This window comes from Streptomyces sp. STR69 (assembly GCF_024519455.1).
In the GTDB taxonomy this organism is placed as follows: Bacteria; Actinomycetota; Actinomycetes; order Streptomycetales; family Streptomycetaceae; genus Streptomyces.
In genome coordinates this window covers 22,593-48,574 of the sequence record NZ_JALJRY010000018.1, presented here as the reverse complement: position 1 = coordinate 48,574, position 25,982 = coordinate 22,593, and the positions used below count along the sequence as shown (strand labels likewise).

The 25,982-nt window shown below is 72.8% G+C and carries 3 protein-coding genes; all 3 read right to left on the bottom strand.

The genetic code is table 11. From position 1 onward, the window contains the following. Positions 1-121 precede the first annotated feature (121 nt). On the bottom strand, positions 122-3,466 hold the full coding sequence (locus tag OC490_RS30245) for a hypothetical protein (RefSeq protein WP_262061196.1): 3,345 nt from the start codon (positions 3,464-3,466) through the stop codon (positions 122-124). Positions 3,467-3,575: 109 nt separating this feature from the next. Then, complete coding sequence (locus OC490_RS30240) at positions 3,576-4,196, bottom strand: type VII secretion system-associated protein (protein WP_262061195.1); 621 nt, start codon at positions 4,194-4,196, stop codon at positions 3,576-3,578. Between the two features lie 48 nt (positions 4,197-4,244). Next, complete coding sequence (locus tag OC490_RS30235; RefSeq protein WP_262061194.1) at positions 4,245-25,982, bottom strand: lonely Cys domain-containing protein; 21,738 nt, start codon at positions 25,980-25,982, stop codon at positions 4,245-4,247.

The following is a 25,982-nucleotide window of genomic DNA, read 5'->3' as shown; positions in this document are numbered from 1 at the left end:
GCGCGCCGTCTCCTGCCTCGCTACTGGAAGTGTCGTGCTGACGGGGCATCTGACGTGGTCTCCCTCAATGTCTATCGGGCGCGATGTCACGATCCGGCCCGCTGTCGGTCCCGGCGCGATGTCACGGTCCGCCGCCGATCGGCCCTGCGCAGCGTTCCGGCCACTGGCCTGTCCCCGTCGGGAACGAGTGGCCGTCCAACGCCTCGTCCAGCCGGGCGAGCACGGCACGGTCCGCGTCGTCGAGACCTGTGGACAGCGCATCGGCAGTAGGCAGTTCGCGCAGGAGAACCAAGGGCGTGGCACCGGGGCGCACGTCCAGTACCCGGAAGGCCGTCCCCGGGGCGAAGACCACCTCGTCCGGCGCACCCGCGTCGAGGAGATGCCGCACGCGCCGGCCGGTGACCGACCAGACGGCGTAGCCCGCGCCCGGTGTCACGGGCGTTGCCGCTCGGGCACGGTCGAACGGCGTGGCGCTCACCGGGGCGGCATCGCGCAACGGCGTCCCCGGCGGAGGCCCGACGGAGCCGGGTGCCGGCGGGCCGGAGCCGCGCAGGGCCACCCCCCGGTACGACGGCAGCCTGTTCAACCCCGAGGCCAGGCACGCCGCGTAGGGCAGCAGCCGGTCCTCGCCGGCGCGCAGGGCCCGGGTCAGTTCGCCGTGGCTCAACGGCCCCTCCGGCGTCAGCAGATACAGCCGCAGCGCGATCAGGTCGGCCCGCGCGGCCTCCTGTTCCTGGCCGCGCAGCGCGGGCATACGGGCCAGGGCCCTGGCGACGGCCGCGCTGTGCCGTTCCCACACGGTGTCGGCGAGCGCTCTGAAGGCAGCGCGTTCGGTATCGGTACTGCGGTGGCCCGGCGTGATCGGAACAGGGGACAGCAGATGTGTGGCGGGCAGAGGGCGGCTGGTCGAGGGTGGCGTTCCGGCCGGTGTTCGCCGCGAGTGCGGCGCGGATGACAGCTCGTGGGTGCCACCGCTCCCGGGGTCGGCGAGCCTTCCGTTCTCCGGCCCCGGGGCCGGAACACCACCAGACGTTGGGGCAATGCCGGGGGCCGAGCCGGACGCGGTGACCGACACGGGCGGCGGTCCTGATGCTGTGACGGTCGCCGGACCCGGCACCGGCGTGGACCCGGCACCGTGCGTCTGAGCGGGTTCCGCCCCGGCAGCAGGCGCCTGGCTTCCCGCCGCGGAGCCCGGCGCCGTGGTCGGGGAGCCGGGGCTGCGCGTCGAGCCCGGAGCCACGTCGTGCCCGCCTGGTCGGGAGCCGTTGGCGGCACCGACCGTCGGGACATCGGACGCCGGGACTGTCGTCGGCTCGGCATCGTCCGATACGGCGGGCGGCGCGGGGGCGGTGCCCTCCGAACCGGCGAGCACGGTCTCCGTGTCCGGTCGAGGTCCTGGTACCGGGCCGCGTCCGGACACGGAGATCGTGGACACGACTGCCGGACGCGCCCCGAGGCCAGGGCCAGGACCGGGACCGCTTTCGTCCCACGCATGGGACTCATCGTCCGTACCTGTTGCGCCGACCGGATCAGAGGCGGAGCCCGCGGCAGAGCCGGCATCCGGACCGGGGCGGGTTCCGGAACCCTCGGGCGGGGTGGCCGACCGGGGCGGAACGCCTGGGATCGGTTCGGAGCCCGTGTCCGTATCCAGACCCGCCGCAATCGCGAGAGCCTCGCGAGCCCGGCCGATCGAACCTCCTCCGGACCCGAGACCGAACCCGGAGGAACCCGAACCCCTCGCAGAACCGGAGCCGACCGGAGTCCTGACGGCCGGACGGCGCCCGGAACCGGAACCGGAGCCCGAGTCCGAACCGGAAACCGGAGTACTCGACCCTGGCCTCGGGTCAGGAGCCGACCCTGGCCCCGGACCATGAGCCGCCGTCGGTGGGGCAGCCGTACGCGTCGCGCGGACCGGGGCAGGGGCGGGAGTTGGCGTCACCGCAGGTGTGGGAGCCGGCCCGGTGGCCTTGGGTGTGCCGGCAGAGGGGCCCTGGGCGGACGCTGTATCCGGGCCGGCATCCGGACGGGGACCAGCGGCGTTTTCGGCGCGGCGTCCGGCGCCCCGTCCCGGTATGGCGGGCGATGGGCCGTAGCGGATGACGCGGAGTCCGTGGTGGGCGGCCAGGCGGCGAAGTTCCTGACCGCCGTCCAAGGCGGTGCCGTGGACGTGGAGAGTGGCACGGCCACGCAGGTCGGCCGAGAGCCCGCCCAGGAGGCGGGAGAGAACCGGCCAGAGGGAGCGGTCGAGCCGCTCGCCGGGTACGCCCAGCTCGATGACGGGACCCTCGGTGGTGACCGTGCGCGCGGGCGGCGGCGGGCCTGCGGCGCGCGGACCCACCCACAGGCCCGCCCGGGTCACCGTGACCTGCCACTGGTCGGAGAGGTGCACGACACCGGCCTCGGGGCGGCCTGGGCCCGGCAGCGGAGAGGACCAGCGCAGCAACCGGGGTGCCGGGGTGTTCTCGGGGTCCTGGGACGGCAGGCACACGACGGCGTCCACGAACGGCAGCCACCTCGGCGTACCGTCGGGCCCGACCAGGACGGACCGTGCTGCGTACGTGTCCAGCGGGCCGTCGGCGGCGAACAGCGGCAGCCCGGTCGTGACCTCCACCTCGGAGCCCAGCATCCAGGCGACCGACTGGCCCAGCGGCAGCAGGTCGCGCAGCCCGCCGGGCACGAGGCGTACGCCGGACGCGGCCGACTCCGGCAGGGCGGCGAGCAGTTCGGCGACCTCCGCCGCGGAGACGTCCTCGCCGTAGGGCACCCCCACCACCACGGCCGGGCGCCGGGGGTCGACCGGTATCGCGTGGTACAGATCGCCCGGCTGGGGCGTGGCGGCCTCGGCGGGCCGTATCAGCAGGCCTGCCGGGATCTGTTCGACCACACAGCCGCTGTCGGTGCCCGACGGCACCCGGCCCAGCGCGGCCTGCCATGACGGCGTGGGGCTGCGCGGCCCCAGGGGCACCGGCTTCTCCCCCGGCGAGAACCGCCACCAGCCGCCGCCCCGCGGACCCACGGGAACGTACAGGGAACCGCCCGGCACGACCAGTGCGGACCCGTCCGGGGCCTCCACCTCCAGGCCCCAGTCGTCGGCGATCCGGCGCGCCACGGCGGGACGGTCGGGGCGGTCGGTCCCGGCCTCCGCCAGCACCAGCCGGAGGGATCCGGTGCCGGCGTCGCGGAAGGAGTCGAGCAACTCGCTCAGCCGCGGCCAGAAGCCGGTGGCTGCCGCGCCCCGCGCACCGGCGATCAGCGTCACGGTGCCCTCGTCCGGGCGTAACGCGCGGGAGAGCTCGGCCACTTCGGCCGGGCCCAGCGTGTCGTCCAAGGGCGAACGGAGCAGCAACAGGCCGTCGTGGTCCTCGACGAGTACGAATCCCTCGGCCGCGCCGGCCTCCGGCGGTGGTACGGCCTCGGCCCGGACCCCGCCGCGCCGCCGGGACCTGCCGCTGGTCCAGCGCGTCACCTGTGGCTCCACTGCTGCGCCCGGCGGGTGCCGTCGGCCGGGGCCGTACGTTGCTCGGCCCCTCGGCGGCCGTCTGGTTGCTGACGGAACATCGGCTGCTTTCCTGTTGCTAAGCCCGGGCGGCGCGGGCCGTGACAGCCTCGGCCAGGGCCTCGGTCTCCACGATCAGGGCAACCGGCGCCGAGGGGTTGAGGTAGATGTGGTGCCCGTCCGGGATCCGGTCGACGAGTTCGGTGCCGGGAAGCACTTCGAAGGCGAGGTTCCCGGCCAGGTGGAGGTAGCGCGCCGCGGTGAACACAGGGACGACGGCGGTGCCGTCCGGCGCGCGGGCGCACAGTGCCGTGCCGGAGGGGGCCAGGAACACGGCCAGTTCGACGGAGTCGGCCAGCGCGCGCGGCACGTCCCGCGTCGGGCCGTAGCCGGTGGCGGCGAGCTGGACGGCGGCGTCGACGTCGTCGGCGGGCTCGGGCCAGCCCAGGCTCTCCGGGGAGGGCCGGTACGCCGCGTTGTCCTCCCACTCCTCGATCTCACCCGTCGGGCCGGAACGCCACCGGCCGATCACCGCCCAGTCCGGCGGCGGGCCGTCACCCGGCCACGCGGGATCGATCATGCTGAGCCAGTGGTCGGGCGCGAGCCGTGCGGCCTCGATGATGTCGTCCGGCGGCACGGGAATGGAGGGGGTGAGCTCCTCGCTCCGCTCGCCCACCGGTGACGCACTCTCCAGAAACACGCGAACCCCATCCGGCCCCTACGGGCTCAAGAGCATTAATTCACAGATTCATTGACCTGATGATCCGCTCAGGCCTACATCAGGTTTCGGGAAGGCGACCAGTCGGCCAACGTCAAGGGTGACGACGGTTTCCCCAGCCCGGCCGAACTCGATCCGCCGCCCGGCCGCGTCCAACAGCGCGAGCCTGACGCCCAGTTCACTCGCCACCGTGGCGGCGAGGGCCTCGACGAAGGCGGCACCACCGAATCCGGGTCGCGCGAGCAGCAGCCGGAACCGCTGCAGACGCGTCAGGGCAATGGTCTCGGCCCCGATCCGGCCCCCGAGGACCAACTCCACCTGCTGACCGGCAGTCAACTGAGCCCCGATCCGCCTCAGTTCGCTTCTTGTGACCAACTCGTCCGGAACGGAAAGGAGTTGAGTCCCACCGACGCGTTCGGTGTCCGGGGAGCCGTCCGTCGCCAGCCGCGCGTCCAGCCAGTCGAGAAGGGACCCGGGACTCGCGGCGAGCCCGGGCTGCCGCCGCAGCAGGTCCGGGACACTCTGGTCCAGCGCCGCCACCAGCGCCCCGGCGAAGCGGTCGCCCCCGACCTCCAGTGCCTGCCGGTCGAACCCGGCGTCGTCCCCGACTCCGAGCCCCCCGGAGCGCTGCCCCAGCCGCCTCACTGCCTCCGCCGACAGCCCGTCCGTCAGCCGCCGCGCATACTCCTCGCTCGCCCCGTGCCGACGCACCAGCTCGTCCAGCCGGTCGCGCGCCGCCTGGTCGGGCACGGGCACACCGCTCTCCGGGCTCTTCGTGCGCGACGGCGCCCGCCGGCCGGTGGAGACGGTGCCCGGCGTGGTGCCCGATGAGGTGGACGGCGCGGGCGGGGCGGTCGGACGGAGCGCCTCGTAGTGACTGTGTCCGTTGTAGAGGACATGGACCGTACGGCCCGCCGCCTCGGGATCGAACCGGTACGTCGCGAAGGTGCCGTCACCGGCCGGCTGGACGAGCACGAGGTCCAGCCCCAGCGAGCGGGCGAACACCATCGGCACCTCGTCGTAGAACGGTGTCTGCCACGTCGAGGCGCTGCGCAGGTCCTGGCCGGCCAGGCCGGCGAGGTACGGCCGTCGGCGCAGCGAGTCGCCGCCGAGCGCTGTGCCGACGTCGAGCGACAGGGCGACCAGGTCGCTGAGGCGCGCCCGGGTGAAGACACCCCGGTCGCGGACGAAGCCGTGCGCGCGGACGTCCGGCGGCAGCGCCGCGAGCACCCGCCGCCAGAGCGCCTCCGCGTCCCTGTCCCCGTCGGGGGCGTGCAGCCGGTCGACGACTTCTCTCCTGAGGGTCTCCGTCCGGGCCCGCTCGGCGAGCCGCGTCTCCTCGCCCCGGTCCACCCCGCCCGTGACCGGGCGGAGGTCCGGCAACAGTTCCTCGGCGGCGGCCACCGGGAAGTCCGCGAGCAGACGGCGATCGTCCTCGCCGGCGGCGGACTTCATCAGCTCGGCCCGGTACGGCGGCCGGGTCAGTCGGTCCTCGATCCGGCTTCGCTGCTCTGCGGTGAGGTCCGGCCCACGGGTGCGGCCGAGCAGCGTCAGGAGGCTCTTGACGTCCGGGAACAGGTCGTCGACGAGCATGTCCACGGGATCCAGCGTGTCGTGCTGGGCCCGGACCGCCGCGCCGTCGTCCGAGTTCAGGTACCAGTTCGCCGCGTGGACACGCACCTGCTCGACGCTCGTGTGCGGCCCCGGCGCGTCGGGGTGCTGGCCGGCCAGACTGTCCAGGACGGCCTGGGGAAGGCAGTTGCCGTCGCCGCGCACGCTTCCCACCGTGAACGACAGGCCGTTGACGCGGACTTCCCTCCCCGGACGGGTGGGTGCCGGGGCCTGCGGCGCTTCGTCGGCGGGAGCGGGCGACTTGGACAGGGGCACCTGGTAGTAGGCGTCGTCGTGGACGAGGGACAGAGTCGGATCGGCGGCCCGGCCGTACCCGCGCACCGTCATCGGCGGCGAGGACAGCGGCGGGGGCGGGGGCGGGTCGGCAGGAGCGTCGCCCGCGGCAGCGGGGGGCTCTGGAGGGAGTACCTGGTGATGACCGTCCTCCGGGTCGGGCTCCGTGAGCGGGGCGTCGGCGCCGGACACCGCCCGCAGCCGTGCCAGGGTCCCCGCCGAGAGTCCGGCCGTCAGCCGCCGTACGTCGGCGCCGCTCGCCCCGTGCCGTCCGGCGAGGTCCGCGAACCAGTCCCGGGTCTCCTGGTCCGGCGCGGGAACGCCGCCTTCGCCGTCCGCCGCCGTCTCCGGTTCCGCCGACCCGCGGTGCGGCCTCCGGTCGGTGTCGCCGGCGGGGGCCGGACCTGCCGGGACCAGCGTTTCGTAGCGGCCGTGGCCGTCGTGGTGGACGTAGACGGCGGGGCCGGTGGCATCGGGGGCGAGGTGCCGGGTGGTGAAGCCGCCGGTCCCGTCCGGTTCGACGAGTACGAGGAGGACGCCCAGCGAACCGGCCACCAGTGGGGGCACCTCGTCGTGGAACGACATGTGCTCCGTCGGGACCGAGCGGATCGCGTGGTCGACCAGGCCTCCGTGGCCCGTCGTGAAGAGCGCGGCGCGGTCCCGGGGGACACCGTCACGGACACCGGAGGGCAGGGTCGCACGGATCCGCTGCCACAACTCGTCCGCCTTCGTGTCGCCCCGAGGCGCGCTCAGCGCGGCCACCACTTCGGCCCGCAGGGTCTCGGCCTGTGCTTCCTCGGCCAGCCGCTGCCTCCGGTGCCGGACCGTCGGATCCGGGCCGGGCCGGTACCGGACGCCGGGCAGCAGGGCCCGTACGACTCCTGTCGGGAGGCCGGCGAGCAGGCCCCGGTCCTCGTCCTCGGTGGACAGGGCGAGGAGTTCGGTGCGGCGCCTGGCATCCGACAGTTCCTCGTTGATCCGGCCGCTCTGTACGGCGGTGAGCTTCGGGGGTGTGTCGGTGCGGTCCAGCAGGTCCAGCAGGGTGCTCAGATCCGGGAACAGGTCCTGGACGAGCGGCTCCAGATGGTCCCGGTCGGCGTGCCGGGCGCGGGAGGTGGCCGCCGCGTCGGAGCGCCCGTACCAGGCCGCCGTGTGCTCGCGCAGCCGTCGGACGTCCATGGACGCCGCGGGCGAGCCGGGCCGCTGGGCCGCGACACTGCCCAGCACCGCGTTGAACAGGCGGTTCCCGTCGTCCGCCACCGGGCTCACGGTGAACGACCGGTTGCCGGCGTCGACGCGCCGCCCGGCCGGCGCGGCATCGGAACCCGGCGTGGGCAGCGGGGTTACCGGGCGCGGGCGGGCCGCCAGGTAGGTGTCCCCGCGCCGGTAGACGATCACCTGGTCCAGCGGACCGGTGGTGTCGGGGCCGACGCCGGAGAAGTGCCGGTAGGAGCCGTCCTCGTCCACGACGGTCAGGTCCACGCCGAGTGTCCGCGCGGTGAGGGAGGCGGCCAGCTCCGCCGTCGTGTCGTCCCAGCGACGGGCCCGCTGGACGTGCAGTCTGACCAGGCTCGCGCGCTGGTGCGGGGTGAGCCGGGCCAGTGCGGAGTCGGGCAGTCGGCCGCCGCTCGCCACGATGTTGTCGTGCAGTCGTGCGTCGGACCGGAAACCCGGGCCCAGGCGGAAGTCCAACTCCCTTGTGTGGAACACCGCTTGGGGGTCGAGCGGCGCGTCGGCGGGCATCAGCGAGCTCCTGGCGACCAGACCGGCCAGGGCCGCCGGGTCACGGGTTCCGCCCCCGGCCGCCAGGACGGCTGCGTAGAAGCCGTTGCCGTCTCCGCTCGGCTGACGCAGGTCGTAGACCCGGCTCCGGCCGTCCGGGTCCGTGGCGGTCAGGGTGCGGTGGTCCGTGGCCGCGTCGAAGCGGCGTTCGCCTGGTCCCGGGCCGGCGCCCGGCGGCGACTGCCAGGGCGGCCGGGCGTACGCGGGCCGTTCGTCGGCACTCGCCGTGAGCTCACCGCCCGATGTTCCGGAGCCGGCGTTCTTCTGTTCCGCGGGCTTCTGCTCCTCGCCCTTTTGCTCCGCGGGCTTCTGAGACGTGGCCGTCTTCTGGATGGCCGGCTTGCCGCCGTCCGTCTTCGGCGGGGTGAAGGTCACCTCGTCCGGTTCCGGGGTGTCGCCGAGTTGCCGGCGCCCCTTCTCGGTGGCGGCGAGCTGGTGCCAGCGGGTGAGCCGGTCGGTGGCCTCGCGGACCCGGGCGTACTCCTCGGCCAGGTCCTCCGCCGTCTTCCGCAGGGCCGCCAGCTCGCCGCCGAGCCCGTTCAGCCGGGTCTGCGCGGTGTCCATCGAGGCCTGCGCCGCGGGCAGTGCGGACAGCGCGGCGGATCGTCGGCTCACCACGGTCAGCCGGCCGGCCGCTGCCTGCCGCTGCCGGCGGGCCAGTTCCGCCCAGCCGTCGTGGGCGGGTTCGGCGTCGGCCCCGGCTTCCCGGTCCAGGTCCGCCAAAGCGGCCTGAGCGGCTGTCAGTTCGGTCGGCAGGGCGTCCAGGTCGGCGGCTGTCAGTCCGGCGAGCGTCTGCCGGATTTCGCGCAAGGTCCCTTCCGCCGCGGCCAGTTCGGCCTGCCGCTCGGTCTCGCCGCCACGGCGCAGGTCCCAGTACTTCTTGTCGGCGGCGGTCCACCCCTTGTCCGCCGCGGTGACCGCGTCCCACGCCTTGGCCACCTTCGGCGGGAACCCGGTTGCGTCGATCAGCCCCAGCCGAAGGGCCACGTCCTCGCGGACCCAGGCCAGGACGGTGGTCTCGGTCTCCAGCGCCTGCGGCCCCCGGCCGGGGTTACCGAACACGGTGCGGGCCGCCCTGCCCGGCAGGCTGTCCTTCACGTGGTGGTGCACGGCGGCGACACTCAGCCAGGTGGTGGGGATCGCGAACAGGAACGACCGGGTCGGGTTCGGCTTGACGTTGACCGAGGCGAGCCGGTCGCCGGAGACCGCCAGCGCGTCGGACTCGACGGAGTAGTCGCCGGGGCCGGTCGCCCCCATCTGGCTCGCGCCGGTGTCCTGCGAGGAGGTGACCGGGCCGCCGCCCAGTGCCGACTCCGTCGCCCCGACCCGGGCGACCGACATACCGCCGCCCTGCACGTCCCGCTTCGGGGCCTCGTGCTTCACCCCGTCGGCGACGGTGAGTAGTTGGGCACGGCCGAAGTCGGGCTTGGAGTACATCCTCAGGTCGGCGTCCGAGCCGCCGTAGAAGCCACGGTCGGTCAGGCCGGGCACCTCGTAACCGCCGGCGGCGAGCGTCCGGTCGTAGAAAGCGGTGAGAGCGCCGTTGCTGGAACTGTCCTCCAGGTTCTGGGCGGGCCCGGTGCCCGGGCGGGTCAGGGAGGTGTCTTTGGCCCAGGCGAGCAGGTCGCCGTCCAGGCCGCCGGTCCGCGGGAACGAGGTGTCGTAGGCGGCGGCCACGGCGAGGTTGTTGGCGGCCTGGAGGTTGCCGAGACCGACGACCCGGCGGACCTTGAAGCCGTCCTCGGGCAGCTGGAACGGCTTCGTGGTGCCGTCGCCGGGGTGCGGTACGTCGTGCCAGCCGCCGGCGCCCATGGAGCGCGGCACCGGGACCGTACGGGGCTCGCCGGGCGCGTCCAGCTCCGGTGGGGCCAACGGGTCAGGGCCGGTGGCGGTGCCGATCGGGTCCGGGCGCATGAGGCTCAGCGGGTAGTGCTCGATCAGCTCGCCGGCCTCGCCCTCGGAGGTGATCATCCGCTTCTTCCGCCCGGTCCACTGCTGCCACCACCGCCCCAGGCGACCGCCGCGCGGCGCCGGCCTGGCGGCGGCCTCGTCCGGGTCGGGGCCGTCCGTGATCTCCAGGGTGAGGCGGAGGCGGTACCGGGTGGTGTACTCGCCGTGTGCCTGCGTGGTCGTGGCGGTGCCGATCCTGACGCTGCCCTCCGACCGGTTCTGCGCGGCGACCTGCTGGGTGGAGCCCACCTCCGCATAGGTGGGACCGGCGGCCCGGACGGTGTCGTTGGAGGTGTGCACGCCCTCGCTGACGACGGTTCCCACGCTGGCGCCGGACCTGCGGCTGTGGCCCTCCTGGACCGTCTCCGCGGCCTGCCGGTGCTCCTCCAGCTCCACGCTGTGGCCGAGGCCCCCGAAACCGGTACCGGCGCCGGCGTCCGTCCCGCGCGGTACGCGCTCCGGGATCAGCTCGGCCCGCGCGCGGACCCGCCGCCTGCCGACCCACAGGTTCACGCTCTCCGAACCCCAACGGCCGATGCGCGCGGGCACCGAGGAGCCCGCCCCCACCATCTCCTTCCCGATGGCCCGCACCACCCGCTCCGACACCAGGCGGTTGATGGTGTCCTGGTCGCGCTTGGAGAGCCCGAGCGAGTGCACCTTCCGGTCGAAGTCGGCGAGGACGGCGGAGGTGTTGAGCGAGTTGACCGGCCAGCTGCCGAAGGGATTGTCGAGCAGCCAGGGCTGCGGTGACCACGACCGGGCGGTGTAGAGGGGCACGTCGCCCCACCGGTCGGTCAGCAGCCCCAGCCGGTAGGCGCTCTTCTCCGGGACGTGTCCCACCCAGCCGTCGCCCACCAGGACCCGCCGTCCCGCCACTCCGGCCAGCCGGCGCGGGATGCGCCGCCAGCCGGTCGCCCGCTCGCCGATCACGCTGCTGGCCACCGCGATCTCGTGGTCCACGTCGCCGTTCACCAGGACCTGGCGGCCCATGTCCTTGCGGTTGATCTCCGCGACGGCGGACCGGGAGACGAGGGCCACCCGCGATCGGTCCAGCCGGTACGGGCTGGCGACCAGGCCGTAGTTGCCGGTGACACCCGGTCCCGCCGCATGAGAGTGCAGGTACACCAGCTGGCCGCCGAAGAACAGCGAACTGGTCCTGGTGTCACGGCCGGCCGCCTGGGTGACGCCGCCGATCGTGGTCTCGGTCTCCACCGGCACCGCACCGGTGAGGGCAGTCAGGGTCCCGGGGCGTAGCCGGGTGCGGTGGGCGAGGACCGACGACCTGTCCAGGTACGGCGCCTTGGCCCACAGCCCGGACGCCCGCCACCCGGTCGGCGTGGAACTCTGGTCGAAGTTGGCGGTCAGATAGGGGCTCTGGAAGAGCCGCAGCGCCGAATCGTGCGCCGGGGCGCCCTCCTGCGACATCATCCACGAGCCCAGCGACGACTCCTCCAGCACCTCCTCCGCAGCGCGCGCGAGGGAGGGATCTGCGACCACGGTGAGCGTGAGGTGAGGGTGCTTCTGGTAGTCCGCCGGGCCGCGCCGCCGGGCCCGGTGAAGCAGGTCGTCGGTGGCCAGCGCCAGGTCGCTGGCGACCCTGCGGGTGGTCGCCAGCGGAACCCCGTGCAGCGGGTTCCGGGCCTTGGCAGGGGTGCGGGTGGGGGTGTGCTCGACAGGGATGCTGAGCAGCACCCGGCCCGCCGGCATGGACTGCCCCGCGGTGCGCGGACCGGATCCCGGACCGGTCTCCGGGCCGATCAGCTGGGTCTCCGTCTCGTCGAAGACGAACGGCTGCGTGCCCAGCAGGTTCAGGAAGAGGACCCCGCGCAGCAGACTGCGGAACCGCCAGAAGCCGCCGCGCTTCGCCGTCAGGTCGATCCGGTAGCTGTAGAGGTGCGACCCCTTGGCGCCGATCGACATGGCTTCGTGCGTGGCGCTCGGGCCGTATCCGCTCTCGCTCTCCCGCCGCCGTCCCCACCGGCCGCCCAGCGACGCCGAGCCCGCGTGCATCGGCACGCCGGCGTTGTCGCCGACGCTGTCGCGCACCGCCACCAGCGCCTCGACACCGCCGTGCAGACCGCGGGTCCCGCTGTAGGTGCCGCTCAGGTTCTCGCTGCCCGGGGCGCTGAACCGCAGCCGCTCGTCCTTCTCCGTGGTCTCGTACCGCCGGCCGGTCAGGTCCGCGTCCAGCCACACGTACCGATGGGCCCGGGTGGCGCGGCGGGAGTCGACCAGGCCGATCCGCAGGCCCGTGGTCAGCATCGTCTCCAGGTTCCCCGCCATGCTGTGGTGGGCGAGCGTGCTCAGCACCTCCAGGGTGTTGTTCTGCACCATCTGGAAGTGGTCGGCGCCGCGCCAGCGCGGGTTGTCCGGATTGAGCTCGGCGAGCGGCGCGACCAGGTCCGGATAGACCTCGGCGACGGCCTCCAGCATCCGGTCCCCGAAGTGCTCCAGGAAGGTGCGCTCCTGACCGTCGATGGTCCGGGTGACGGAGCCGTCCGCGAAGGTGAACTCCTCGACGTGGCTCATGCCGAGGGTCGGCGGACGGTCCTCGGTCAGGTAGGGCGGGGGTGTCGGCTCCGGGCCCCGGGGTGCGTCCGTGTCGAGCCCGGCCAGCCGGCGCGCCTCGGCGCGGGTCAGCCGTTCCACGGCCCATGTCTGGAACGTCTCGGTGCGCGGCGGCGCGCTCCATTTGCGCGGCGGGTTCTTGCGGATCAGCCGCGGCCCCTGTCCGTCGCCCGCCGGGTCGGGCAGCGGGGCCTTCGTGTCGGGCGGTGCGGTGACGGTCACCGTCTTCTGCACCAGGTAGAGGCCGGTGGAGGAACCCTTGGCCTGGGAGGCGGACTTGATGGCGCCGGTGCCGCCGGTCGTGGACGTACGGGCGCGCGAGGAGCCGTAGCGGACGTTGAGTCCGGCCAGTATCCGCAGGTCGAACGCGCCCTTGTCCAGGCCGAGCAGGTGGAAGGCGGGTCCGGCCGAGCCACCGATGTCGATGCCCGCGCCCTTGCCCGTGATCCGCTCGTTGCGGACCGTGGACTGCATGATGTCCCGCAGTTCCGCCGCCGTCGTCCCGTCGATCAGCACGGCCTGACCGGACTCCACCCGCACCGAGAAGACACCCAACGGTGTCTTGGCCTTGTCGCGCAGGAGCGGCGGGGTGGTGACCTGGCCGGCGTTCAGCACGCGGCCCATGCGGTGGAAGGAGTCGGTGGAGAAGAAGTCGCCCAGCTGGGAACCGGCCACGCTGTCCTGCCCGACGCCCGCCTGTCTGATCACCCAGTCACGGATGTGCGCGACCGGGCCGTACGCCTCCGTGTTCACCGACCGGTAGTTCGATCTGCGACTGAGCCGCATCTCCGCCGGCAGCCCGTCCCGGTTCTTGGCGGGCTGTTCCGTGGTGACGCTGTCGGGCAGCCGTACGACCAGACCGTCGCGGATCGCGAAGCCGAAGCCGACCGGCTGCCGCCAGGTCTCTCCCTCGGGAATGGCGCGGCCGGACGCGTCGACGGGGCGGCCGGCCCGGTCTGCGAACGTGAACTCGTACCAGACGTCGTCCAGATGGGCGTGCGAGCCGTCCGTGGAACGGGTCTCGGTCTGGCTCATCGTCTGGTTCTGCATCCCGTACTGGACCCGCTTGTTCCAGAAGCCCCGCGCGAAGACCCGTCCCCATCCGTTGAAGGCCACCTTGACCGGGCCCAGCGGCACTGTCGGGGCCAGCGCGGTGGCGGTGGTGTTCACGGCGGTGCGGCCGGTGAGCACGTTGGTCCGCTGCATGCTGTCGGCCTTCACCGGGTTGGCGTAGCCGAAGGCGAACCGTTCCCACTGCGCGTACGGTCGCGCGGTAGCCCTCAGCACCCGGGTTCTGCCGTTCGCGGTGGTGTAGACGAACTCCTGCCCGTCGCCGAAGAAACCCTGCGGGGACTGCACGAGCCTGCGCCGTACGTCGGCCAGCAGGGCGGACTCCCGCGACGTGCCGCCCTTCGCGGCGGCCGGCCGGACCCCGGCCAGCCCGTCGAGCCGGCTGCCCAGCTCGTCCACCACCAGGTCGGTCCCGCGCAGCGCGCGGTCGCTGTGCCCGAAGGCGAAGGAGCGCCCCAGCACCTGCGCGGACAGGCCCTTCAGCACCGAGCCCACCCGGCCCATGTAGACCGGCAGCCGCGTCCTGTCGCTGAACCGCACCTCGCCGCCGAGGACCCGCGCGGGCGGCAGGTCCCGGTCCAGTCGGGGCGGCCGGCGGTCGCCGAGGTCCTCGCCGATCCAGGCGGGGCGCGGGGTGGGGGAGCCGACGGGATCCGGGGTGACCGGGGCGACGGGGGTCGGGGCGTCCTCGGGGACGGGGGTCAGGGGGGTGCCGCCACGGCGGTGCGGGGGCACGGGCAGGACGGCTCGGCGGGCACGGACGGTGGGCGTGGGCGGGTTCGTGTCGCCTCGGCGGGCGGCGTCCGTCGGCGCGGGCGGGGCGGACGTAGGTGCCGACGAGACGCCGGGCGACGAGGTGGCGACGGGAGTGACGGGAGCGGGGCCCGGCTGCGGGGACGGGGTGCGGCTGGACGGGGTGGCTTGCGGGGACACCCCGGCTGGGCTGACCGAGTCCCAGTCGTCTGCCCTGCCGCTGCCCGGCGGCACGGTCATGACCAGCTCCGCGTGGCTCGCCGACGGGTAGTCGTCGATCTTGAACGAATGCTGGGCCACCGGCACGGTCCTGCCCGTGGCCCTCCGGTCGGCGATGGCCGCGGCCAGCCGGTCGGCCCCGCGGTCGATCCCCACCGGAACGATATGCATCTCGCGGGTCTGGGAGTACTGCAACTCGGTGTCGTGGCTCAGCAGTTCGGCGATCTCTTCGTGGGGCACCGGGCGGGTGCCGCCGTCCTGCCAGGGCATGTCGATGCCCGAGGAGCCCGAGTCCGGGTCCATGGCCAGGAAGTACCCCTCGGCCCGCTCGGCGCCGGCCCTGAGACTGCGCCAGGGCAGCCGGTGCAATGTCCTGCGGCTGCCCGCGGATTCGACGGCGTAGGTCTCCGTACCGAGCCGGCCCTGGACGGGCTGCCTCCGCCAGTTGCGTCCGGCCGGCCTGCCGTTGGTCGTCAGGATCTTCGAGTCGGAGCCCAGTGCTCCATGGGGTCCCATGGCGTGGAGTTCGACGTCGTACGCGGCGAGGGCGGTCGGGTTGTAGGTGTCGCGGCCCACCCCTGCCGCCGCGACCGTCGTCCAGAACAGTTCGGCCCGCCGGACGTCCTCCGTCGGATCGTCGCCGTCGCGCAGGTGGAGGACCTTCGTCGTGAGGGCGTCGGCGTCGGGATGGTTGTCCACGCTTTCGACGGCTTTGACGGTGGCCCACAGCAGCGACTGGGGATCGAGATCGGTGGCCCGCGCCGCCTCTCTGCGGGCCGGTAGTTTCGGGTCGCTCCGCGCGATCAGCTCCCGGGCGCGGTCCACCGACGGCAGGGCGACGAAGGCCGGCAGCGCAGACCGGGGCTCGGCGGCCAGCTTCGCCGCCGCGGCCTCCAGCGTCGCCCGTACGTCGGCCTCGGCCAACGGCGCGGCCCGGGTGCCGGCGACGTGCTGCTGCTTGAGGTGCGCACGGGTGACCCGGTCGAGCAGGTCGAGGGTGAACTCCCCGTGGTGCCGAAGGTTTCCGTCCTTGCGGCGCATCGCCTCCAACGCGCCGATCCCGCCCAGCAGTTGCTGGTACTCGCCCGCCGGGTCGTCCTTGTCGTCCTCGACGGACACCCCGAAGGTCTGCCGGAGGGCGCGGACCAGCCGCAGAGTGGTGGCGCGGGCCTCTTCCGGGCTGAAGTCCGACGCGATCCAGCCCAGACCGGCCTGCTCCGCCAGCGCGTCGAGCTCGGCGCTGGTCGGTTCGGGCCGCACCTCGTCCCAGATGGTCGGTGCACCCGAGGGAGAACTCACGATGCCGTGCAGGCCCCCCACCAGGTAGTGGATGTGCACCCGGTTGGGGGCGAAGACGGTACGCCGGGTCTCGTTGGCGATGTCCTGGGCACCGGAGGGGTTCGACAGGGGGTCGGCGACGAACGGGGAGTCGGCGCTCGGGCCCAGCCAGGCGTTGCCGAAGTCGCCGATGGCGGTGTTCGCCCAGCACGAGAGAAGTACGATCACCGTGTCCTTGGGGAGCCGCCGCAGGCTCCGCCGCCGGGCAAGGTAGCCGCCGGTCGCACGGCTGTGGACGTGTACGGGGTTCGGGCGGTTCAGCCGGGGCATGGCGTTCCGCCGCGGAAGTCCGTGCGCCTGGAAGAAGTAGGCCTTCCGGCCCTTCCACGGCACCGGCCTCCTGGGACCGGACGGCTCTCCCGTGACCGGATCGCCGCTGGTCCACTCCGTGAACGTGCCCAACGTCTCGAAGGTGTGCTTGCGGTGCAGCTGGTCGACGTCGTCCATGGCGGAGCGGCCGACGGGCCGCGAGTCGATGGTCAACGTGACGCTCTTGACCTGGTCGTCGCGAAGGCCCGAGCCGTCCAGCGCCTCGATCATGCCGGGGCCTTCGAACCCGTCGTCGGTGGGGCCGAGATCCTCCGGTTCGGTGCGGATCCACTGGCCCAGCGGCAGATTTACGGCCCGCCGGTCGATCACCACGACGCTGTGCAGGCCGGTGCCCTGCTCCAGGCCCAGCGTGACCGAGCCGGTGTGCGCCCACAGTGTCCGGCCGACCCGCGCCGACACCCTGCGGGGCAGCTCCAGCTCCATGTCACCGGCCTTCGGGGACACGAGCAGTACGTGGGTGTCCCGGCCCCGGGACGCCAAGTCCCGGTCCATGTCCATCAGTTCAGCGATTATGTCCGCCGACAGGTTCCAGTGCCTGCCGTCCGGCAGGGCGGCCCCGAGCCACAGGTGGCCGCCCTCCGCGGTCGCGTAGGTGTACGGGGCGGGGGCACCCGGGGTCTTGGCCCATGGCCCGGGAAGCGGTGCCGGTTGCGTGGTGGGGGCGTTCGGAGCGGGACGCGGCACCTCGGCGTACGAGGAGGTGTCGAGGGACGACACCGGCTGGCCCGTCCAATTGCGGCCCGCCGGCGTGCCGTCCGGGGCGGTGATCCGCGTGGCGTCGGACAGCAGTTCCTTGCTCAGGTGGAACGCGGCCAGTGCCGCCGTACTCGTCGCCCGCCCCGCCGCCATCGCCTCGGCTACCAGTTCGTACAACGCGCGCTGATCGGCCGACATGTCCTCGACGTCGAAGGAGACGGGTACGGGTACGGATCCGTCGGACGCGTCGCTCGCGTCACTGCCGGCGATCGACGGTGCGCGGCTCCCGGGGTCGACGGGCGAGGACGCGCCGCTCACGGCCCCGCTGGAGACACGGCTCACGGCCCCGGACGACGGGGCGGGACTCGAGGAGCGGCTGTCCGGGCCGCCCTGGTAGGGCCTGCGCAGGACGGTCAGGATCATCGCGTCCGGATCGAATCCCGTTCCCGGACCGAAGTCGCCCGGGCTCAGTTGCTCCAGCCGGGCGACGGCCGCCGACAGCGGGGACTGGTCGACCCCGATCACAGCCAGCCGCCGGTCCGCCCGCCGGGTCGCACCCTCGGCCTCCCGGCCACCGCTCACCACCGTGAGCGGGAAGTCCTCGACCGTGGCCTCCCTGCCCCGCAGAGCATGGACGAGGTTCACCATGTTGTCCTTGTTCAGCAGCTGCCCCCGGATCTCCTCACGGAGCAGGTCGGCCACGGCCTCCGCCCGCAGTTGTCCGGTCGCCCGCGCCGACCGGCGGCCCGTACGTCCGCGGATCGAGAAGCGTGTGCCGTTGCCGTACCCGGTGACCGTGACACGGGGGGCCCGCAGTCCTGCCTTCAGGTCCCGCAGGCCCGCCACCACGATCTGCTCGGCCAGGTCGGCGATCTCCTGCCGTTCCCGCGGACCGATCTCCTTGTGGCGTTTCCCGAACGGGACCCGCGACCGGGGCGACGGCGGCTGGACCGCCGGCGAGCGGTGTGGGCCGGGGTCGTCCGGCCCCAGGGACACGATGCTGCCCACATCGTCGTCGGATGCCGTGCTCAGCGCCGGCATGGCGGCGCCTGGCGCGGAGTCCATGGGGTCCGGCGCGGTCGTCGACGCGGTCGGCACCGCCTCGGTGTCACCGGGGGAAGCGTCGGCCGCCCGGGCGATGTCGAAACGCAACTGGTAATTGCCGTTGGCGTCCCGGAACAAGGATCCCCCGGTAATGACCTGGACGTCGTCGCCCGCATACCCCTTGAGATCATTGAACGTCTTGACGATATTGTTGTTCGCCTTGCCGTTGACCGTCCCGAGGATCTTCCGGTAGGTCTCGTCGCCCTCGGTGAACTGCCTCGTACTCGTGTTATCGCCGAGAATCTCGCCCAGCGCCTTCTTCGCCTCCGATCCGGAAATGTTCTGCTGGTAGATCCGGTCCGGCAGCCGATCCGGCACATCAGCTACGGAAAGCTGCTGGTCCAGACTCCGGGCCATCGCCTTGGACAGTGCTTTCGCCGACAGTTTCTCCCCGCTGAGCAGGCCATGGGCGGTTGCCCACTGGTGGATGAACGCGTCGGCGGCCGTGAACTCCTCGCCGGGCGCACGGTAGATCTCCGCCATCACCGCGAGAGTGCTGCCGTCGTCACCGAGGCCGAACACATCAATGAACTTGCCGCCCGCGACAGGTGCGTTGGCCTCGGGGTTCTCCTCGGCCGGCGTGTAGCCGACCGTGACGTCCTCGATCTCCACGAACCGAGACGGAACATCACTGCCCTCCGCGGCAAGCACCGGAGACCGCTTCGCCCACATCGCCTCGCGGCTGCCCGGCGTCTCCTCGTCCTCGGCCGTGAGCGCACCCGCGTACGCGGCCAGCCGCTCCGGCGCGGGCGCCAGCACACGACGCGGGCCGGGTACAGCGGCGGTGGACGGCACGGGCAACTGGTCGGTCGTGGCGGGGAGTTCGGGGGTGTGCTCGGGCACCGTTTCGGCGTCAGCTACATCCGTTGCATCCGGAGACCGATCCGTTTCCGGCTCGGGGACGGGGGTCTCGGCAGGCGGCTGCTCGAAAAGGGCAGTCTCCGGGTTCGGCTGCTGATGGTCGGAGAGTTCCGGAACCGGCTCCTCAAGAACAAAGGGCTCCGGAACCGGGGCCTCAACCGGAGCCTGCGGCGCGGGGACTTCCTGCTCAGGCGCCTCCTGAACCGGGCTGTCAGGCAGTCGTACAAGCAGTCCGTCGCGTACGCCGAAGCCGAAGGCGACCGGCAGTCGCGAGGTGTCACCCTCGGGAAGCACGTTGCCGGTTCCGTCGACAGGGCGGCCGGTCGGGTCGGTGACCGTGAACTCGTACCAGACGTGGTCCGGACGCGGGCGCGCACCGCTGGCGGTGTTCAGGATCCCGGAGAAGCGCGCGCGGAGCCGCTTCCAGGTGCGGGCGGGCTGCTTGACGGGGCCGGGCGGAATCGCCGGGGCCACGGTCTGGGCGGTGGAGTTGACGGCGGTTCCACCGTGGGAACGCCCATCCCGCGCCAGGCCGTCCGTCTTCGTGAAGTTGGCGTGGCCGACGACGGTGAACGTGTCGGGCCGGGCGGTGACCGTGAGCGTCAGGGGCGTGCCGTCGGCCGTGGTGTAGGCGAACGTCTGGCCGCCGTCGCCGAGGACACCGGACGGCTGCTGCCCGAGCCGCCGCTGTACGTCGTTCAGCAACTCGGGGGTGGCGGGCCGTACGCCGGCCTGCTGCTGGAGCCTGCTGTCGAGTTCCCGGACGACCTGGTCGACACCGCGCAGGACGCGGTCACCGGGGCGTCGCAGGACTTTCCGGGGGAGATTCCTTAGCAGCGAGCCGAGGCCGCTCACCGGAGCGGGCCGCGGGTCGGGGTCGATCCGGGGCGGACGCCGCTCGTCGAGGCCCTGACCGACGGTGGTCGACGGGGCGGGCGGGCCGGGGTCCGTCGGCGGGGAGACGTCGGCGGACGACGTGACGACCACCGGAGCGGGAGTGGTGGACATGGGGGTGGGCAGCGCGGGGTCGCTCGCCGTTGTCGTCACGGGGACAACCGGGGTGACCGGCGTGACCGGGTTGACCGGAGCGACCGGAGCGACGGGGGCTGTCGGGGGCACCTGGGCCACCGGGGTCGGCAGCTTCCGGGGTTCGGTGCGCAGCCAGTCCTTCGTGAGGCTCGAATTTGCCGGGTCGCCGGTCAGGACGAATACGTTCTGCTTCTTCCCCGCGTCGTAGACCAGGTTGAGGGGACCTGGTGTGCGCAGCACGTTCCTGGCGGTCGCCGACCGGTCCGCGAGCGCCTTGGCCAGCCCGTCGGCGGAGGCCGACGGGCTGGTCGGACCACCGCTTCCGACCAGGACGACGGGCCACGTCGCCTCGTGGCGCGCCAGAGACCGGTCGTGCACGAGCAGTTCGGCGATCTCGTCGGGGGGCACCGGCCGGTCGGGGCCGGTCGGCCACGGCATCATGATGTCGCCGCCCGCGAGCGGGTCCTCCTTGGTCACCAGGAAGTACGCGTCCTCACTGGTGGCGGTCGTGCGCCACGGGACGGCAAAGAACGTGCCCTTCGCGACGGTGCCGTCCTCCGAGACGAAGTACTTGTTCGTGAGCAACGGGTCCGTGATCGGCTTGCCGGTCCAGTTACGGCCCGTCACCGTTTTTCCGGCCCCGCCGAGTTCGGTGGCCCGGTCCAGTGCCCCGTGACGTTCGAGGTGATATGCGGCGAGCGCGGTCCGGTGGTGAGTGTCGCGGCCGACCGCCGCCGCGGCAGCCGCCGTCCAGAGCAGTTCGGTCTGCCGGGCGGCTTCCTTCGGATCCTCACCGTCGCGCAGGTGGAGGACCTTCGTCGTGAGGGCATCCGCGTCGGGATGGTTCTCCACGCCCTCGACGGCCTTGACGGTGGCCCACAGCAGACGTTGGCGGTGGACCGGGGTGACCGGGTCGGTCCTGCCCAGGCCCAGCACCTCGCGGGCCCGCTGGTCCGGATCGCCCTGCGCGAGCAGGTCCCGGGCCCGGTCCACCGAAGGCAGGGCGACGAAGGCCGGCAGCGCGGCCCCGGGCTCGGCGGCCAGCTTCGCGCTCGCCGCCTCCAACGTCGCCTTTACGTCGGCCTCGGCGGGCGGCGCGGGCCGGGTGCCGACGACCTGCTGCTGCTTGAGGTGCGCACGGGTGGCCCGGTCGAGCAGGTCGAGGGTGAACTCCCCGGTGCCCCGCAGGTTTTGGTCCCCGAGGCGCATGCTTTCCAGTGCGCCGATACCGCCCAACAGCCGCTGATAGCCGCCCGCCGGGTCATCCTTGTCGTCCTCGACGGAGGCGCCGAAGGTCGTACGCAGGGCCCGGACCAGCCGTAGGGTCGTGCGCCTGTTCCCGTCCGATGCCGGGCCCGTGCCCGTGTGCAGGCCCGCCGTACGCGCCAGGTCGTCGAGCGCGGTCCCGGCCGGCTCGGGTCGCAGTTCCCGCCACCGGCTCGGCCGCCCGTCGGCGGTGGAGTCGACGCCCTGACGCCGCAGCGTGCCCGTCCTCAGCGTGTAGTGGGTCCGGTCGACCGCGAACACCGTGCGGCCGACCTGGTTGGACACACGCTGGGCCTCGGAAACGGTCTCCAGCGGATCGGAGACGAAAGGTGCGGGGCCGGCCGCGTTGACGGCGGGCAACCCCTCCGCGGGCGCGTCGGCCCAGCACGACATGAGCACCACGACGCCGTCGGGAGCGAGCTGCCGCATGCTCGGGCGCCGTCGCAGATACCCGCCGACCTGGTCGCCTAGAGCCTTTTCCCGGATCTCACGGACGACCTGGCCGCCGCCCGCCGGTTTCTGGGTCCCGCCCTCTCTCACCACCTCGAACCGGCCCGGCAGCCCGTGCAGATAGAAGTAGTACGCCTTCCGGCCGATCCAGGGCACCTCCTCCGGGACACCGTGCGGATCCTGGGTGACGGGGTCCATGGGCACGTTCCACGTCATCTTCGGGAGAGCGCCGAACCACTTCTCCCGCGTGAGCAGGTCGCCCTTGGTGAACACGGCGCGGCCGTGCGGGAGTCCGTCGGCGGCCAGGGTGTGGCTCATGATCTGGCTGTCCGGGATCCGGTCACCGGAGATCGTGCGAATTTCCGGAGCTGCGGGATCCGGGTCGACGGGACCCAGGTCGCCCGGCCCGCTGGCGATCCAGCTCCCGGTCAGCTCCCCCGGGAGACCGAGCGTCGAAATCCGGTGACTGAGCATCGGGCCGTTGAAACGCAGCTTCGCGGCGCCGGCGTGTGACCAGACGGTCCGGCCGGTCCGGGCGGCGACGGTCCGCGGCAGGACGAGTTCCCTGGCACCAGCGCCCGGTATCACGAGGACGACGGGCACGTCGGCGCCGAGCCCCGCCAGGTCCGGGTCCACGGCCAGCAACTCCGCGAAGGTGTCCACCGGCACACGGCGGACGGCACCGTTGGGCCCGAAGACTTCGACGCTTTCGTGGTCGCCCTGGGCGACCACGAAGTAGGGACGGGGATCGCCCGCGTTCTTCTGCCACAGGGCCTGACCGCTTCCGTCCCACGCAGTGTCCAGGTTCACCACCGGGGTGCGCGTGAGGCTACGGCCCAGGGCCCTGCCGTCCCGAGCGGTGATCCGGGTCGCGTCGGACAGCACCCCCTGCTGCTTGAGACGGTGGGCTTCCAGCGCCGCCAGGCTCGTCGCCCGGCCGGCCGCGACGGCCTCGTCCACCAGCGCGTACAGCTCGCGGCGGTGGGCATCCGTCACCTGCTGCGCCGCGTCCAGGCCCAGGATCCGGCGGGCGAGCGGGGCGGGGGCGAAGAGGCCCGCGCGCACACCGGGGTCGGGGTCGGCCAGCCGTAGGGCGTTCAGCCGTTCGACGGCCGACGAGCGGAGGCTCAGGTCGATCTCGATCGTCGCCCGCCGACGCAGGACCCGCGCGTCCGTGCCGCCGGACAGGTCGTTCGCGTCGAGTGCGCGTCCCCGGCTGCGCACCACGATCGAGAAATGGTGGGAGTCGACACGCGGGGTGCCGTACGGCTCGTTGCGCTGGAGCTCGTCCAGGGCGATCCACAGCTCGTCCCGGAATACCGTGGCGACGGTGTCCGCGCGCCGCCGTCCCCTCCTTTCCGCGGTCCAGTCGCCGGTCCCCAGCTTGAGCCACGAGCCGTTGCCGTACCCGGTGATGGTGATCCGAGGAGTGTGCGGGAGTCCTGCCCGTTGGTCGCGTACCCCCACTTCCGCCACCTGTCGAGCCAGCGCCTTGATGTCGCGGAGCTGATGCGGATCGATGTCCAGTGAGCCGTCCGTGAAGCTGACCCGCGACAGGGGCGGCGGCAACGAAGCGGCGACGGGGCGGGGTTCGGGAGTGGCGTCGGCCCCGGAAACGGACGCCGGCCCACCTGTCACCCCGGCCTGCGGTGTCGAGGCGGAGGTGGTGACCACACTGTGGACCGCCGGATCGGGGGCGGCGGCGATGTCGTCGGGGGCGGCGTCCGGCCGTGAATCCCGGGGCCCGCTCGTGCCGGACGGGGAATCGTGTGATGCGTCGGCCGCGGCCCGGCTGGACGTGGCCACGGCCGACGGCGGCGCCACAACGTCGGGACGGCCCGGGCCGTACGGCTGATCGGGTGCGCTCTCGCTGGCGGAACGCGGCCTCGACGCGGGCACCGCCACCGCCGGTACGGAGGACGAGGTCACCGACGGCACGGGGCTGCCGGGCCGGTTCACCGACTGTGCCGCCGGGGTGATCGGTGGCGTCCCACCGGCCAGGACGGCTGCGACGGCATCGGCCTGCGTGCTCGGCCGGACGTCCGTGTGCGGGCGGCTCGGCTCCTTCTCCGTGTCCTGGACCGGGCGTTCGGTGGTCGGCGGCTGCTGTCGCACGTGCGCCGCTCGCGGATCGGCGCCGGGGCTCGGGGGGGAACTCGGGTAGGGGGTTGTCGTCGTGGTGTCCGGAACCGGGAAGTCGTAGGACTCGGACGACGTCACCGGGGTGATGGGCGAAACGGGCAGGTCCTCGGAACCGTAGGTGGTGTCCGAATTGACGGAGGCGGCATCGGAATCGGTGCCGCTGTAGGACGCCGTGTCGTCATCGCCGCTGTCCGAGCCGTAGGCGTCGCGTGAGGCGGTGACAGGGGTCGACGGCCTGGCGGGGGCACTGCCCGTGCCGGGAGCAGGGGTCGCCGGGTTGCCGGGGGCCGGGGCGGGTGTCCTCCCCTCCGCCGAGGCCGGGGGCGGCGCCACGGCCGAGGTCCGGACCGGCCCCGGCGTCACCGTTGTCCCCGGTACCGGGGACACGGTCGGCGTGGGCTTGGGCGTGGGCGTCACCTCGGGTGTCCGGTCGTCCTGCACCGGCACCGAACGAGGCGGCGCGGCACTCGACGTCACGACCGGTGTCGGTTCCGGCGTCACCTCGGTCACCGGACTCGGCGTGGGCGTCACGTTGGACATCCGGCTCGGCGTCGGCGTCACCGCAGGGCCCGACCCCGGGCTCAGAACCGGCGGCGGAACCGGAGCCTCACCCTCGGCCGGCCCCGAACTCGATGTCGGGTTCGAGGTCCGGCTCGGCGACGGTGTCGGCATCACAGTCGACCCCGGAGCCTGGCCCGGAGTCAGGACCGGCTCCGGCGTCGGTGTCACATCCGATGTCCGGCTCGGCGTCGGGGCCGAAACCCGGGTCGTGTCCGGCCCTACGACCGGTGTCGGGTCCGGTGTCACCTCGGGTGTGCGGTTGTCCTGTACGGGTGTCGAACGCGGTGGCGCAGTGCCCGATGCCACGATCGGTGTCGGATCGGGTGTCACCTCGGGCGTGCGGTTGTCCTGTACGGGTGCTGAACGCGGTGGCGCGGTACTCGATGTCACGATCGGTGTCGGTTCCGGCGTCACCTCGGTCACCGGACTCGGCGTCGGCGTGGACGTGGGCGTCACGTTCGACGTTCGACTCGGCATCGGGACCGGGGTCACGACCGTGGGCACGGTCGGGGTCGGTGGCGGGGTGAGGGACGGTTCGGTGAAGTCCGGTGTCGAATAGTCCGGCGTCGTGAACTCGTTCGTGGCCGTGGGGATGTGCGGCACGCCGGGTTCGTATTCGGGGGGCGGTGTCCGGTAGCCGGCGGTCAGCGGATCGCCGGCGCTGAACGTGCTCTCCACCGGGGTGATCGGTACGGGCGGCGTGTAGGGCGGCGGTACGACGGGGGTGGGAGTGGGGGTGAACTTGGCGGAGCCGGGGCCCCCGGGCTGGTTGAAGGTGTTGGTGTTCTGCAGGTCGAGCCTGAGGTTGGCGTTCTTGAAGTAGTTGCTGCCCAGCCAGCTGCCGGCGCCCTCGAACACGTGGTGGCCGGCGAGTTCGCTGATGCCGCTCAGGCCCGCGCCGACGAAGGTGTTCCAGCTCCACGACCACTTGCCGTCGAGGACACCGTTGACCAGGGTCTCGCCGGCCCCCTCCGCCACTGCCTCGGTCGTGAAGTCCCCCGTGACGTGGAACAGGTTCTTGTTGAACTTGTTGTCGTCGAAGTTCTTGAACAGGTTCTTGAAGTTGTGGAAGACCTTGTCCAGCCCCTGGGCCAGACCGCCCACGACAAGGCCGAAGAGCGCCGACTTGCCGATGTCGGTCCAGTTGAACCCGTCCGGTCGGTGGTCGCCCTTGTTGATCGTGAGCATGGCCAGCCGGACGGCGAAGGTCTCGAACGCCTCCTGGATCGCCTCCGAGATGCTCGGCATCAGGTGCGTACGCTGCAGCAGCCGGTCCAGGGCGAGCAGGATCGCCAGTCGGCTCCGCGCCCTGGCCAGCGCCGCCTCACCGGCGGACGCGCCCCCGGTGAAGAAGGACAGGGCGGCGATGAGCGCCAACTCCAGCATCAGGTGGATCAGTTCGGCGATGATGCTCCACTTGGACTCCATGATGTCCCGGGAGTTCTTGACCTGACCCTGCCCGATCTTCTCCAGCCCGTCGGCGAACTCGTTCAGGTAGTCCCTGCCGCCGGCGCCGGTCAGCGTGGACATGGCCCGCACATAGCTGTCCCCGACGCCCGGCGGCAGCGCCGCGCCGGCCTCGTCGATCGACTTGACGATCAGCGCCCGCAGGTTCCGGACCCGCCGCGCGTGGTCGGACCACGCGGTCGTGCTGTCGTAGGCCATGTCCTCGTTGGCCTGCAAGGGCCATTCGCCGATCAGGACGAAGATCAGCTTCCTGGCCCACTCCGGGAAGTCGAGCAC